At 70.9% G+C, this 14,185-nt stretch carries 9 protein-coding genes and 1 tRNA gene; 7 read left to right on the forward strand and 3 right to left on the reverse strand.

The genetic code is table 11. The features are described from left to right. Window positions 1-151: 151 nt before the first annotated feature. The 5 genes from OG214_RS25385 to OG214_RS25405 all read left to right on the forward strand — a co-directional run bounded on the left by OG214_RS25385 (window position 152) and on the right by OG214_RS25405 (window position 5,824). The gene (locus OG214_RS25385; RefSeq protein ID WP_405987615.1) at window positions 152-1,543 is read left to right on the forward strand and encodes an ROK family protein; all 1,392 of its coding nucleotides are present in this window, start codon (window positions 152-154) and stop codon (window positions 1,541-1,543) included. A 290-nt stretch (window positions 1,544-1,833) separates the two neighbouring features. Next, window positions 1,834-2,910, forward strand: coding sequence for a hypothetical protein (locus OG214_RS25390; protein ID WP_405986051.1), 1,077 nt, complete (start codon window positions 1,834-1,836; stop codon window positions 2,908-2,910). A 290-nt stretch (window positions 2,911-3,200) separates the two neighbouring features. Next, window positions 3,201-3,980 (forward strand): HAD-IIA family hydrolase, encoded by a 780-nt coding sequence (locus tag OG214_RS25395; protein ID WP_363079175.1) that lies wholly within the window; start codon window positions 3,201-3,203, stop codon window positions 3,978-3,980. 142 nt (window positions 3,981-4,122) lie between these two features. Beyond that, window positions 4,123-4,620, forward strand: coding sequence for a hypothetical protein (locus OG214_RS25400; protein ID WP_405986052.1), 498 nt, complete (start codon window positions 4,123-4,125; stop codon window positions 4,618-4,620). A gap of 139 nt (window positions 4,621-4,759) precedes the next feature. Further along, on the forward strand, window positions 4,760-5,824 hold the full coding sequence (locus tag OG214_RS25405) for a glycoside hydrolase family 6 protein (protein ID WP_405986053.1): 1,065 nt from the start codon (window positions 4,760-4,762) through the stop codon (window positions 5,822-5,824). Window positions 5,825-5,946: 122 nt separating this feature from the next. Here OG214_RS25405 and OG214_RS25410 read toward each other — a convergent pair whose 3' ends face one another. The 3 genes from OG214_RS25410 to OG214_RS25420 all read right to left on the reverse strand — a co-directional run bounded on the left by OG214_RS25410 (window position 5,947) and on the right by OG214_RS25420 (window position 10,483). Beyond that, a complete protein-coding gene (locus tag OG214_RS25410; protein ID WP_405986054.1) occupies window positions 5,947-7,899 on the reverse strand; it encodes a galactose oxidase-like domain-containing protein in 1,953 nt (650 codons plus the stop codon). After that, the gene (locus OG214_RS25415) at window positions 7,896-9,905 is read right to left on the reverse strand and encodes a glycosyltransferase family 2 protein (RefSeq protein ID WP_405986055.1); all 2,010 of its coding nucleotides are present in this window, start codon (window positions 9,903-9,905) and stop codon (window positions 7,896-7,898) included. The genes OG214_RS25410 and OG214_RS25415 overlap by 4 nt, the downstream gene beginning before the upstream one ends. Window positions 9,906-10,409: 504 nt before the next feature. Beyond that, window positions 10,410-10,483 (reverse strand) — tRNA-Lys (locus tag OG214_RS25420). Between the two features lie 180 nt (window positions 10,484-10,663). On the opposite strand from OG214_RS25420, the gene OG214_RS25425 reads away from it, so the two are divergent. Both OG214_RS25425 and OG214_RS25430 read left to right on the forward strand, forming a co-directional pair. Further along, window positions 10,664-12,163 carry a peptidoglycan-binding protein gene (locus OG214_RS25425; RefSeq protein WP_405986056.1) on the forward strand — a complete coding sequence of 500 codons (1,500 nt, stop codon included), beginning with the start codon at window positions 10,664-10,666 and terminating at the stop codon, window positions 12,161-12,163. A gap of 30 nt (window positions 12,164-12,193) precedes the next feature. Continuing rightward, the gene (locus tag OG214_RS25430) at window positions 12,194-14,107 is read left to right on the forward strand and encodes an SPFH domain-containing protein (RefSeq protein ID WP_405986057.1); all 1,914 of its coding nucleotides are present in this window, start codon (window positions 12,194-12,196) and stop codon (window positions 14,105-14,107) included. Window positions 14,108-14,185 lie beyond the last annotated feature (78 nt).

Consider the following 14,185-nt stretch of genomic DNA (forward strand, 5'->3'; position numbering starts at 1 on the left):
CGCGGGCGCCGGAACGGGCGCCGGAAGGAGCGCGGGGACAGGCGCCGGAACGGGTGCGGGAAACGGTGCCGGAAAGGCCACCGGAAAGGGCGCCGGAAAGGGCGCCGGAACGGGTGCGGGTGCGGGTGCGGGTGCGGGTGCGGGGGCCAATCTGCCGACGCTGCGCAGCTACAACGCCGCGCTGGTGCTCGACCTGCTGCGCGCGGCGGGTGACGGCGGAATCAGCAGACTGGAACTCGCCGAGCGCACCGGACTCACCCCGCAGGCGGTCAGCAAGATCACGGCCAGGCTGCGCACGGAGGGCATGGCGACGGAGGCGGGCCGTCGCGCCTCCACGGGCGGTAAACCGAGGACCGTGCTGCGGCTGGTGCCGACCGCCGCGTACGCGGTCGGGCTGCATCTCGACCGCGACGAGCTGACGGCGGTCCTGATGGATCTGTCCGGGGCGCTGGTCGCCGTACGGACGGTCCCCTTCGACCTCGGCGCGGGGGCGGAGCGGGTGGTCGAGGCGGCGGCGGTACAGGTGGACGCGGTGCGCGCGGAAGCGCTGCGGGCCGGGTCCGTACGAGCCGAGTCGGTACGGCCGGATCCCGCACGAGCCGCCCGGCCCGTGCGGCCGGAGTCCGTACGGTCCGATTCCGTGCGGTCCGATTCCGTACGGGGTGAATCTGTACGGTCCGATTCCGTACGTGGCGAATCCGCGCGAAGCGAATCCGCGCGGGCGGGCGCGCGCTACGACGTGCGACGTGACGCGCGGCCGGATGACGGGGCCGGCCGTGCCTGGAGTGGCGCGTGGCCGGACAGGGGACCGCGTGTACGGGAGTCCGACGCGCCGGCGGTCGGCGTTTCGGGTGGCCGGGCCGACGGTCCGCCGGGAGCCCGGGATGTGCTCGGGGTCGGGGTCGCCATGCCGGGACCGCTCGACCACCGCACCGGGGTGCCGGGACGCGTCACCGGCTTTCCGCAGTGGGAGGGGTTTCCGCTGCGCGACGCGCTCGCCGCCCGGCTCCAGCTCCCCGTCGTGCTCGACAAGGACACCAACGCCGCCGCGCTCGGCCTCGCGCTGCGTGGCTCGGGGGACTCCTTCGCGTATCTCCATCTCGGTACGGGCCTGGGCGCCGGGCTCGTGCTCGGCGGCGCGCTGCACCGGGGTGCCCGTACCGGCGCGGGGGAGTTCGGCCATCAGGTCATCCAGCTCGACGGCCCTCCGTGCGACTGCGGCAACCGCGGCTGCGTGGAGGCGCTCTGTCTCGCCGCCGTCGCCCGTGGCGAACCGGCCGAGGCGGCGCGGGTGCTCGGTGCCGGGGCGGCGAACCTCGTCGGACTGCTGGACATCGACCGCGTCCTGCTCGGCGGCCGGACGATCACCGCGCACGAGGAGTGTTTCGTCCGGGGCGTGGGGGCCGTCGTGGCCGAACGCGCCCGGGGCGCGGTCGTTCCGGTCCTGGCGGCCGACGGCGGCCCGTATCCGGTCGCCGAGGGGGCGGCGCAGCTCGTCCTCGCACCGGTCTTCGGACACCGGCGGGCGTCGGAACTGGGCTGATGGAGTGGTTTGTGTGATTTTCCGGCCGTCCGGGGCCGTGGCACCCCGGACGGGCGGAGGGCGCGTGGCAGCGTCGGAGGTTCTGATGGCGGCGGCCGGGCCGACCGGATAAGCGCGCCCGACAGCCGACAGCCGACAGCCGACAGCCGACAGCCGACAGCCGATCGCGTGGGCCGCGAACCCCGAACCCCGAACCCCGAACCGCCGACCTCCACCTCGACCGTCCGCCGGCCTGCCCGGCCCGCCCGACCCGCCCGACCGCCTCGCGATCAGCAAAGGCCACGTCACCCATGCGACTGCGTCACGCCCCCGCCACCGGAGTCACCGCAGCCGCCGGAGCCGCCGCGACCGTTCTGGCCGTCGCCGCCATGACCATCGCGCCGACGGCGGTGGCCTGCACCCCGCCCAGGGGCACGCCCACCACCACACGGGCCATGACGCCGACGCCCGCCGAGACCTCCTCGCTCCCCACGAAGCTCCCCACGAACAGGCGCGAGCCGAGATGCGGCAAGGTCTCCGACCCCGAGTTCCCGATCAGGACCCATATCCACGGCGGACCCGACGACTACCGGCCCGGCGGTGACGCGGGCACATGGTCACTCGATCTCACCAACACCACCGGCCAGACATGCCGGGACATCCATCCCGTCCTCGTCCTCGTCGACCGGCACCGGGCGCTCGACGTCTCCCAGCTCACCCTGGAGATCACCGACGGCGAGGGGCGCTGGCGGACGCTGCCGCTGGAGAAGACCGAGCGGGACGAGATCATCGGCGTCCTCGACGACGGCTCGCCGGGCCTCGTCGTAGCGGCCGGCCGTACGGTCAGCGTCCGCGCGCGGCTCGCGTTCGCCGCGGGCACGGAACCGAACAAGATCATCGTCACGGCCGCGACCGTCCAGCGGCGGGGCAGCGACGGCGACTGGGTCGGGGAGTCCAACGCCTATCGGCTCTCCCTCCGGGCGGGCGGCGGTGACGGCGACAGCGGCGGTCGCCGGGGCGGCGCGGGTGGCGACCGTGCCGGACAGGGTGCCGGACACGGAGACGGCCTGGGCGGCGGAGACGGTGGCGGCCCCGGGGCGGGCGATCACGGCCGTACCGTCCCGCGTACGCCCGCGCCCACCGCCGGGCATCCCGACCCCGGCGACCGGCTGCCCGGATCGCGGCAGTTCGCCCGTACCGGCTCCGACAGCGATCTCCTCGGCCGTACCGCCGCCTTCGCCGCCCTGCTCACGGCCGGAGCCGTCCTCGCCCTGGGCATCGGGCGACTCCGTACCGATCGCGGCGTCAGCACGGACGGTACGGACCGCATGGATCGCACGGATCGCACGGACGGTACGGACCGTACGAACGGCAACGATCAGCCCTGAAGCCCCACGGGGCCTGGGGGCCCGCGTCACGACATTCAGTCGCGCTCCCGAGCGCTCACCGAACCGCCCCCGCCGCATGGGGAGTTGACGGACGCCCCGATACTCCGTGCCACCCGCGCCCATGTCCCCCCAACGGGATCCCGCAGGATCCCGCAGGATCTCTCCGGGGCTCCGCCCGGTGGCCCTCCGATCAGGCACTGGACGCTTGTACCGTCCGTGCGAAGCCCTCGTTAGGCTGGGCGGGTCGGATCATATGGAGTATTGCCCACCGCAGAGCGGAGAACAGTCCAGTGGCAGAGCGCAAGCCGATCGAGTCGTGGCTCACGGACATGGACGGTGTGCTCATTCACGAAGGGGTTCCGATCCCTGGCGCCGCCGAGTTCATCAAGCGACTGAGAGAGTCGGGCAAGCCCTTCCTCGTCCTCACCAACAACTCCATCTACACACCGCGCGATCTCCAGGCACGGCTGGCCCGGATGGGACTCGACGTACCCGTCGACAACATATGGACCTCGGCCCTCGCCACCGCCAAGTTCCTGGAGGCGCAGCGCCCCGACGGCACGGCCTATGTCATCGGCGAGGCGGGACTGACCACCGCGCTGCACGACATCGGCTATATCCTCACCGACCACGAGCCGGACTACGTGGTGCTCGGTGAGACCCGTACCTACAGCTTCGAGGCGCTGACCAGGGCGATCCGGCTGATCAACGGCGGAGCGCGGTTCATCTGCACCAACCCCGACGAGACAGGCCCCTCGACCGAGGGCCCGCTGCCCGCGACGGGCGCGGTCGCCGCGCTGATCACCAAGGCCACCGGCAAGGACCCGTACTTCGCGGGCAAGCCGAACCCGCTGATGATGCGCACCGGGCTCAACGCGATCGGCGCGCACTCCGAGACCAGCGCGATGATCGGCGACCGGATGGACACCGATGTGCTGGCCGGTCTGGAGGCGGGGGTGGAGACGTTCCTGGTGCTGACCGGGGTGACGACTCACGCCGATATCGACCGCTATCCCTTCCGCCCCTCCACGGTCGTCGACTCGATCGCCGATCTTGTGGACCGCATCTGAGCACATCCGCATCTGAGCACATCAGCGTTTTGAGCACATCAGCGAGGGGCGCGGCGGACAGGATCTGGATCCCGTCCGGTCGCGCGCTGCGGATGCGGAAGGCCGTCGCACCGGTGAGTCTCTGAGTATCAGGAGGTTCACGATGCGTTCAGGGTTGCCCCGTCTCCGTGCCATGTGGGTGGCCGCCGCCGTGCTGGTGGCCGCGCCGGTCCTCGGTCTCACCGTGATCCGGGCCCATGACTCCGTCACGCGGGCTCATGAGTCCCTGGTCCAGGCCGATGACTCCGTACGGGGCACCCTCACCCCGTCGGCCGTCGCCCCCGGCGGTACGGCGGGGTCCGGGCGGGAGGAGGCGCGATCCGCCGGATCCGCCGGATGGACCGGCTCCAACGGGCCCGCGGGATCCGCGGGATCCGCCGGACCTCTGGGGACCCTGGGACCCCTGGGACCTCCGAGACCCGCCGAACCGCCCGAGCCGGCCGACTCCGCCGGGCCCGGCACCCCGCACGCGGTGGTCGGACTGGTCCTGGCGGGTGTGGCGGCGGTCGCCGTCGCCTTGAGAAGCGCGCGGCGGCAGCGCAACGCCCCCCGGGACCCGGACCCGTCACAGCTCGCCCACGAAGCGGAACGATCCGCCTGACGGCCGGTGGCCGTATGCCAGGATTGGTGACGGCCCGTCTCAACCGGCCGGGCGGGCGGGCGGGCAGGCAGGGTCCGGGCGCGCCGGGGAGGGCGGTCCCGGACGCGGTGCGTCAGCACAGTGCATCAAGGGGGAGTGGATGTACGGCAGTTATTCCGGTCGCGGTGCGCGCGTCCGTGCGGTGCTGAGGGCCGGAGCGGTGGGTGTGTCGGCGGGTGCGGTACTGCTGCTCGCGAGCTGTTCCTCCGACGGCGGCGGGAACGGGGGCGGGGACGGTGACGGTGACGGCGGTACGAAGGTGTCGCCGATAGGCCAGCGGCCCAAGGCGCAGGCCCCGTACTGGGTCAACCCCGACGGCACGGCGGCCCGTCAGGTCGCCGCGTACACCGGCGAGGGCGACACCCGGAGCGCCGCCCTGATAAGGAAGATCGCCGAGCAGCCGGTCGCCGAGTGGATCGGCCCCGACACCCCGGAGGCCCAGGCCAGGGGCTTCACCGAAGCGGCCGCGAAGGCCGACCGGGACGCGCTGCTGGTCCTCTACAACATTCCGCACCGCGACTGCGGCCAGTTCTCCAAGGGCGGGGCCTCGGACGGCGACGCGTACCGCGCGTGGGTCGATCAGGTCGCCAAGGGCATCGGCGACCGCCGCGCCACGGTGATCCTGGAGCCCGACGCCGTACTGCACCTGGTAGACGGCTGTACTCCCGACCAGTTCCACGAGGAGCGGTACGACCTGCTCAAGGGCGCGATCAAGCGGCTCAAGGAGCAGCCGGCCACCTCGGTCTATCTCGACGCGGGCAACGCGGGCTGGCAGTCGCCCGACGCGCTCTTCGAACCGCTCCAGTGGGCGGGCATCGGCGACGCGGACGGTTTCTCGGTGAACGTCTCCAACTTCTATCCGACCGCGACGAGCGCGGACTTCGGCAAGCGGCTCTCGGAGAAGGTCGGCGGCAAGCCGTTCGTGATCGACACCAGCCGCAACGGCAACGGCCCGTACACCGGGGGCGACCCCGGCGAGAACTGGTGCAACCCCCCTGGCCGCGCCCTCGGCGAGGCACCGACGACCGATACCGGCGATCCGCTGGTCAAGGCGTATCTCTGGGTGAAGCGCCCCGGGGAGTCGGACGGCGACTGCAAGGGCGGGCCCAAGGCGGGCGACTGGTATCCGGGGTACGCCCTGGATCTGGCGCGCAATACGAAGTAGCGCGGCCCGCACGGCGGTTCGACGGCGGCGGGGACGGAGAACCGCCGCCGTTGGGACCCCCGGCCGCTGCCCCCCGGCCGCTGCCCCCCGACCGCCGCCGGTCGGCAGCCCCCGGACAGGACCTAGGGGATCTCCACCCACACGCCCTCGGACGGTGTGCCCTTCTCGTCCGTGACGAAGAGCATGTACCAGCCCGACGGGACCAGCGCGTCGTTCTTCGGGACCGTGACCTCGATACCGTCCGCGGTCTTCTTCAGATCCAGCGCCACCGAGCGCTGTTCGACATCGGTGACATGGGTGACCGCGCTGGGCCGCATCAGCTTCGCGGTCCTGATCGACCCCGGGTCCGCCGTCCTGAACTCCGCCGTCGCCCCGCGCTCGACGCTCTTCGGCCCGCCCGAGAGCGCGGGCCGCGCGTCGCGGAAGAGATACGGCGGCGTGTAGATCTCGATCCGCTGCTCGAAGACGCCCGGCTTGGTGTTGGCCTGGTCGGCGTAGAGCGGGTCCGAGCCGAAGATCAGGACCCGGCCGTCGGGCAGCAGGACCGAGCCCGAGTGGTAGTTGCGCCCCACCGCCGGATCCGCGACCCGCTTGTACGTGGCCGACTCCGGGTCGTACATCCGCGCCTGGAGGATGTCGGAGCCGCCGCGACCCCGGTAGTCCTCGGAGCCGCCGGTGATCAGTACGGAGTCGTCGGGCATCAGCGAGGCGCTCGGATAGCGCGTGCCCTTCTCCAGCGCCGGCCCGTCCTTGAACCGGGGCTCCGGGTCCTTGAGGTCGACCAGCCGGGACTTCTCGCTGGACTTCTCGGACTCGCCGACCCCGCCTCCGCCGATCACCATGAACTTCTGGTCCTGGGCGGGCGGCAGCATGACCGTCGCCGAGGTCTCCATCCGGTCGGGATCGCTCAGCCCCGGGATCTTCACGAACTTGTTCGTCGCCAGATCCCAGACACCGGGATCACGGCCGACATCGGCCGGTCCGTAACCGGCGTTCGAACCGCTGTAGAAGAGCTTGCCGTTGTCCATCAGGAAGATCGCCGGATAGGTGGGGAACTTCCTGATGATCCCGGTGTACTCCCACGACCTGGTCTTCGGGTCGTAGATCTCGTCCTTGCCGGGGACGATCTGGCCGATCTCGTCCAGACCGGAGAGTGCCAGCACCTTGCCGTCCCTGAGCGTGGTCAGCGTCGGATACCAGCGGGCCTCGTTCATCGGGTCGACGGTGATGTACTTCTCGGCGAGCGGATCGAACTCATAGGCTTCCTTGATGCCCTGGAAGTCCTTCTTGTCGAGCGCGAGCTTCTGCGCGATACCGTAGACATTGCGGGCGTCGGAGCCCTTCATGCCCTGCACCCGGTAGTTGTCCTCGGTGCCGGTCTCGAATTTCTTGCCGGACTGGCGCGCCTCGACATAGATACGGCCGAGGCCCGCCTCCGTCCGCAGGAAAGCGCCCGTCTGCGGATCGAAGACCTTCTTCGCCTTCTCGACCAGGACGGGATCCTTGGAGACGAAGGTCTTGCCGTTCTCCTTGCCGGTGAACATCGTGCCCGCGGGCAGGGTGATCGGCTTGTCCGGGTCCTCGTTGTGGACGATCATCAGGCCGCCGGCCTTGGTGACATCGCCCTTGAGCTTCTCGTACCGCTTGGTGCCGCCCGCCACCAGCAGGTTCCCGTCCGGCAGTTGGGTGTGCCCGGAACAGAACATGTCCTTGGGGGTCGGGATCATCTTGTACCCGCCGGACTTCGGGTCCCAGAGGATCGACTCGAACTTGCCCGCGTCGAAGTTCTTCTGGTTGTTGCCCGAGCCCGCTATCAGCAGCACCTTTCCGGTGTGCAGCAGGGAGGCGTGAATGGAATTTATCTTGAACTCGGCCGGGATGTCGAGAAAGTCCCAGTGCCCGTTCTCGGCCTTGTACTCGGGCCGGTTGATCTTGTACTCGTGGTACTTCTCCGAGCCGAACCGGTAGAGCGCCGGTCCATTCATCCCGGCCACCACGACGACCACCGCGGCGCCTATCGCTATACGACGGGCGCGGTTTCTGCGGTGATTCTGCCGGACGGGAACGGCGCTCATTTCTTATGTCCCCCAAGGGAAATCTGTACGGTCTGATCGGTGGCCGCGGGCGGTACGGCCGGCACGGCGTGGGCGGCCGGGGCGGCGTGGTCGGCCGGAGCGGCCGGGGCGGTCTGCTGCCGCGGTACGAACGGCGCCGCGCCACCGGGTCCGTCCGGCGCCGTGCCACCGGACGTGTCCTCGCCGCGGTGCGCGCCCCGCCGCTTCCTCTTCCGCTCCTGGCGCATCCCCCAGCGCCACGCGAGGATCGGCGCCGCCGTGATCAGCAGGGCCAGTGACGCCCAGGTGATCATCGCCGGATGATCGTGCCCGAAGTAGAAGGAGGAGCCCAGCGATCCGCCGAAGACCAGGATGAAGAAGAGATGGATACGGAAGGTGCCGAAGAGCGTGTCCGGGCTGGACGAGTCGCCCTTGGGCGTCACGACGAAGGTGCTCTTGCGGCGCAGCACGGCGTCCATCAGTGAGCGCGCGTAGATCGGCGCGGAGAGGGCGGACATCACCATGCCGGCCAGTCCGCCGGAGCCCTCGGGCTCGTGCGGCGAGACGTTGTGGCGGCGGTTCCAGATGTAGAGCCCGATCTGGAGGGCCGAGGCATTGCCGTACAGCATCATCCAGATGGCCGGGTCTATCTGCACACCCGAGGCCCCCATGCCCAGGAACAGCGCACAGCTCAGCGCCGCCAGGATCCAGTTGAGGGCCGACATCGGATAGAAGATGATCATCATGGTGTAGTTGAAGAGCTTGCCGGGCGGCAGCGTGCCGTAGCCGCGCCAGTACTGCTTGAGGATCGTCTCGTACGTACCGCGCGACCAGCGGAGCTGCTGGGTGAAGAAGTCGGTCCACGCGGTCGGGCCCTCGCCGACGGCCAGCACGTCCGGGGTGTAGACCGAGCGCCACTTGTTGCCGGACCGGGGATTCCTGGCGCGGTGCATCTCGAAGCCCGTCGCCATGTCCTCGGTGATCGAGTCGTACAGCCCGCCGATCTGCTTGAGCGCGCTGATCCGCACGGCGTTGCTCGTACCGACGAACATGGGCGCGCCGTAGCGGTTGCCCGCGCGCTGGATCAGGGCGTGGAAGAGGAACTGCTGCGATTCGGCGGCCTTGGTGACGAACGTGTCGTAATTGCCGTAGACCTGCGGGCCGATCACAAAGCCGACGTCCGGGTCGCGGAAGTAACCGAGCATCCGCTCCAGATAGTTGGGCATCGGGACATGGTCGGTGTCGACGGAGGCGAAGAAGTCGTAGGCGTCGCCGTGCGCGTCGAGCCACGCGTTGTAGTTGCCGTGCTTCGTCTTCGCGCGATGGGCGCCCTTGGGCTGGTTCCACTTCGCGATGCCCTTGCGGGAGAAGTGGTGCACCCCGAGGCGGGCGCAGACCTCCTTGACGGCCGGGTCGTCGCCCTCGTCGAGGAGCCAGACATGCATCAGCCCGCGGTGCCGGATCCTGACCGCCGCCTCCAGTGTCCTCGTCACCATCTCCAGGGGCTCCTTGCCCGGGACGAAGGAGGTGAGGAAGGCCACGCGGGTGCCGCTCTCGGGTACGACGGGTACCGGATCGCGCGCGACCAGCGTCGCGTGCGCGTTCGAGAGGACATTCATCGTACGGAACAGCTCGATCAGTCCGATCGAGACGAGCATCACGATGTCGAGGATGAGAAGCGTGTCGTTCTTGAGGTTCGGATCGCGTTCGGTCCAGTGCTGAGGCTGCATCAGCCAGGCGAAGAGCCCGAGCGAGAGCAGCGGCGCCGCGCCGAGCAGCAGGGCGGCCCGGATACGGTGCGGCTCCTGCGAGAGCAGGGAGCGGTACTGGACGGTGTACGGCTTGGCGGGGTCGGGCTGGGTGAGAGGCCCGGCCAGCCGGCTGTAGTGCTCGTAGTCGTACTTGGGGAGCGCGGTCTTCCTGGGCCTGGGGCGCCGGCCACCGCTTCCGAGGTGTGAGGGAATCCGAAGCTGAGTGGTCCGGGAAACGTCGTTGTCCCGGCGTGCGCCGTCCGGCGTCGACGTCATGAGTCATTCCCCCCGCACGCGCGGTTGCCGCGTGATTGGTATCGAACGTTCCGCCCGGAATGGTCCCCCTCGACCACCGGACCGGACGCGTCAACTGCTGCCCCGTCATCAAGGACAGAGAACGGTGGCCATCCGGTTGCACCCGTCCATGGGGGCATTCCCCTGCGCCGCGTCCATTCAACTGTTCGGACCGCATGCCCCATTGGAGTCAATGTGTTCAGGATAGGTTGTCCGACCGAGGTCGTGATCGCAAGGGAGAGAAAGGCCGATTGCCGGTCGTTTGGGCGATTTGATAGGCCGGTGCGGTCGGTGTGTTGGCGAGCATGCGCCATGCGCGGCGCGACTTCGTACCACTCCGTACGAGTCCGTACGACTGCGTGTGAGTCCGTGTGAGTCCGGGTGAGTCCGAGCGAATCGGAGTGGGTCCGGACCGATTCCGAACATCGGAGGCCGCCGGAACGAGCGAAGCCCTCTCATGCGCGATGAGAGGGCTTCCGCTGTGCGTGCGCCGCCAGGGACTCGAACCCCGGACCCGCTGATTAAGAGTCAGCTGCTCTAACCAACTGAGCTAGCGGCGCCTGCTGACCTGGAGAACTCTACCGGACCGGGAGAGGTGCCCCGACCATTTGATGACTGTTGCGGCCTGTCGGATTGTCTTTTCTTCCCCTTGATCCGTCAAAATGCGATTTGTCCAGACAGTTGAGACACTGGCCCGTCAATCGCGTCGGAAAGATCTTGATGAGTGTGGAGGGGAACGCATGACCGTCCCGGTCTTCGAGGAGTACGAGCCGGCTCGTGACTGCCCCTGTGCCGGATGCGCGGAGCGGCGGCGCGATCTGGCCAGAGGTCTGCCGGTGCGTGCGGGCGGCCATCCGGCCGCGCACGGCGCCCGGCGGGCACTGCTCCTGGCGACGGCGACGGGAGTCGCCCTCGGTACGACGGGGACGGGCGTGGGGATGGGCACGGCGACGGCGTGGGCGGCCGGACAGCCGGCCGGCACGGCGCGGCACACGGCGGTGGACGCGGCGGCGGTGGTGGATGCGGTGGACGCGACGGCGGTGGTGGATAGGGCGGCGGCGCGCTCGGCGGCGGCGGACGCGCGGGTGGCCGCCGGGTCGATTCCGTCGACTCCGCAGGGCGGCAGTGCCCCGCTCCACGGGCGACCGCTGCCGGGCCCCGGGGCGCACCGGCACCCGATGGCGCTGCGCGGCTCCACGCGGGCCGACATCATCAACCGCGCCAAGCGCTGGTCGTCCGCGAGGGTCCCGTACAGCCTGGAGAAGTTCTGGTCGGACGGTTACCGCCAGGACTGCTCCGGCTTCGTCTCGATGGCCTGGAACCTCGCGGGGAACGAGTGGACGGGCACGCTGGCGCGGTACGGCGTGCGGATCGACCGGGAGGACCTCCAGCCGGGCGACATGCTCCTCTTCCACAATCCCGCCAGCCCGATCAAGGGCTCGCACGTCACGATCTTCGGCGGCTGGACCGACTACACGCACTCCTCCTATCTGGCGTACGAGCAGGCCCAGCCGCACGCCCGTGCCCAGCCCACCCCGATGGCGTACTGGAGCCACTCGGGCCGCTATGTCCCGTACCGCTACCGGGGGCTGGCCGGGAGCGCCGACGCCAAGGGTCCGGGCGCGGGGACGGGGACGGGGGCGTCGGCGCTGTATCCGGGCACGGGGGCGTTCGGGCCCGGCGCGAACAACGCGTACGTCGGACAGCTCGGCCGGATGCTGGTCCAGCGCGGCGGCGGACGCTTCTACGCCCGGGGCCCGGGTCCCCGGTGGGGCGATGCCGACCGTCGGGCCACCCAGGCGTTCCAGCGCGCGCAGGGCTGGCGCGGCGCCGAGGCGGACGGGCGGCCGGGCGCCGGAACCTGGCGGTATCTGGTGAGGGGCCTGGGCAAGGACATCCCGGCGGCGGGCGCGGGGGAGAGCGGCGGCCGTCCCGGCGGTGGTGCGGGCGGCGGTGGCCGTCCGGGCGGTGCCGGCGGGGGTGGCGGTACGCCGGGGCGGGCACCGGCGTACCCCGGTGCCCAGCACTTCCGGCCCGGCGGCAGCGGTACGTATGTCGAGCTGCTCGGCAGGCAGCTCGTGAGAAAGGGCTTCGGCAGGTACTACACCTCGGGCCCGGGACGGGTCTGGACCGAGGCGGACCGGCGCAATGTCGAGGCGTTCCAGCGCGCCCAGGGCTGGCGCGGTGCCCAAGCCGACGGATACCCCGGCCCGGGGACCTGGCAGCGACTCTTCGCATGAGCAGCGACTCTTCGCATGACGGAGGCAAGGATGACGACGACGACCTCGCACCCGAACGACGAGGACCCGGCGCCCGCCGTGCCCCCGGCGGACGGCGGGCGCTCCCCGGACGCTCCGGACTTTCCGGAGGTTCCGGATGTCCCGGCGCAGGAAGGGAGCGGCACATCCGTGCCGGGCGCGCCACCGGCGCCGCCGGGTGACGGTCCGTTCCCGGCTCCGGCCGGGACGCCCCGGAGCGGCGGGACAGCCCCGGTCCGCTCGGCGCGCTCGGTGTTCGGCGCCGAGATGTGGGTGCCGAGCGCGACGGTGAAGTCCCCGGAGCCGGTCGCCGCGTCATCCGCGTGGGAGACGGAGACGGAGACGGCCGGGCACCCCGCCGTGGACGGACCGGAACCGGCGGGTGGTCCGGTGACCGCGCCTCTCATCGCGCAGACCGCGCGGAGTTCCGTACGGATGGGAAGCGCCTGGGACGCGGGTGCGGGCACGGGCACGGGCACGGGCGTGAGCACGGGCACAGGCGTGGGCATGGGCGACGGACACGGCGAAACGAAGCCGTCCACGGACACGGGACCGGACACCGGACCGGACACCGAACCGGGCTCAGGACCGGGTTCCGGGCCGGCGTCGAAGTCGGGGACGGCCAAGGGTGCGGCAGAGGCGGCCGGTGCTGCCGGTGCGGAGGCGGGCGGATCGTCCGTCGAGCCCGTCCCCCGGAGACGGTTGGGGCCGGCGGGGCGCCCCGGTGGCGGGGACGGTCCCCGCTGGAGCCCGCTCATCGTCGGGGAGTCCACCCAGGAGATCCCCGTCCATCTGCTCTTCCGCGACGAGCCGGCCGGCGCCAGACCGCCCACCGTGGTCAGACGGCGGTGGGGCACCAGCGAGCAGCCTCGGGTACGGCGGGTGCCCCCGCCCGTGCCCGCCGCGCCACCGGCGCCCAAACCCGCGTCCCCGTCCCCGTCCCCGTCCGCGCCCGTACGCGTACCCGCACCCGCGTCCGTGGCCGTGCCCGCCGCGCCGCTGCGGCCCGCGCCGCCCGTCGATCCCCGGCTCGCCGAGCGTCCGGGGCCCGTACTCCCCGGCTGGGCCGCCTCGCTCGTCGGTTTCCTGACACTGATCGCGTGCGCCGCGCTCCTGTGGTGGGTCGGCGCCGTACCGGACGCGGTGGCGAAGGTGCTGGGGCTGCGGCCCAAACCGGACCGTGGCATCGGGCTCGGACAGTGGGCCCTGCTCGCGTTCGGCGGGACCGTCATGGTCTTCGCCTTCGGCGGGCTCGGCCGTGGCCAGGTCGGCCAGGCCTGGGTGCTGACGCTCTTCGGCGACTACCGGGGCAGCGTGCGCCGTACGGGACTGCTCTGGGTGAGCCCGCTGCTGGTGCGCCGCAAGGTGGACGTACGGCTGCGGCACTGGCGCAGCGAGCCGATGCCCTCGGTCGACTCGAACGGCACCGCGCTGCGGGTCGTCGTCCTCGTCGTCTGGCGGGTCAGGGACACCGTGCGCGCGGCCCTCGGTGTCGGGGACCACGAGGAGTATCTGCGTGAGCAGGTGGAGGCGGCGATGGCGCGGGTGCTCTCCCAGCTGCCCGCCGACGCGTTCCACGACGAGGCACCGACCCTGCGTAACGCGGAGGCCGTCGGCGACGCGCTGACCCGCATGCTCTCGGCGGAGTGCCGGCCCGTCGGCGTCGACGTCTTCTCCGCGCAGCCGACGCGGATCGAGTACGCGCCGGAGATCGCGGCCGCGATGCAGCGAAGCAGGATCGCGGCGATCGACGCCAAGCACCGGGACAGCGTTCTCACCTCGGTGGTGGACGCGGTGGACGACACCGTGCGCCGTCTGACCTCGCGCGGACTGGTCGAACTGGACGACTACGAGCGCAAGGTGCTGGTGAAGGACCTCACCGTGGCGTTCTACACCGGGCGTCAGAGTGCCGGGGAGAGGCTGTAATTGGTCTGGACCTGACCGGTACTTGTTATGGACACGGTCAAGTTCCGTTAATACTCTAGTGCTTGGTCTAGACCGCAG

The organism is Streptomyces sp. NBC_00872, from assembly GCF_045161915.1.
Lineage (GTDB): Bacteria > Actinomycetota > Actinomycetes > Streptomycetales > Streptomycetaceae > Streptomyces.

Excerpts from the sequence above, each read along its gene's own strand:
- OG214_RS25390 (WP_405986051.1), top strand. The coding sequence starts at position 1,834 with ATGCGACTGCGTCACGCCCCCGCCACCGGAGTCACCGCAGCCGCCGGA.
- OG214_RS25400 (WP_405986052.1), top strand. The coding sequence starts at position 4,123 with ATGCGTTCAGGGTTGCCCCGTCTCCGTGCCATGTGGGTGGCCGCCGCC.
- OG214_RS25405 (WP_405986053.1), top strand. The coding sequence starts at position 4,760 with ATGTACGGCAGTTATTCCGGTCGCGGTGCGCGCGTCCGTGCGGTGCTG.
- OG214_RS25410 (WP_405986054.1), bottom strand. The coding sequence starts at position 7,899 with ATGAGCGCCGTTCCCGTCCGGCAGAATCACCGCAGAAACCGCGCCCGT.
- OG214_RS25415 (WP_405986055.1), bottom strand. The coding sequence starts at position 9,905 with ATGACGTCGACGCCGGACGGCGCACGCCGGGACAACGACGTTTCCCGG.
- OG214_RS25425 (WP_405986056.1), top strand. The coding sequence starts at position 10,664 with ATGACCGTCCCGGTCTTCGAGGAGTACGAGCCGGCTCGTGACTGCCCC.
- OG214_RS25430 (WP_405986057.1), top strand. The coding sequence starts at position 12,194 with ATGACGACGACGACCTCGCACCCGAACGACGAGGACCCGGCGCCCGCC.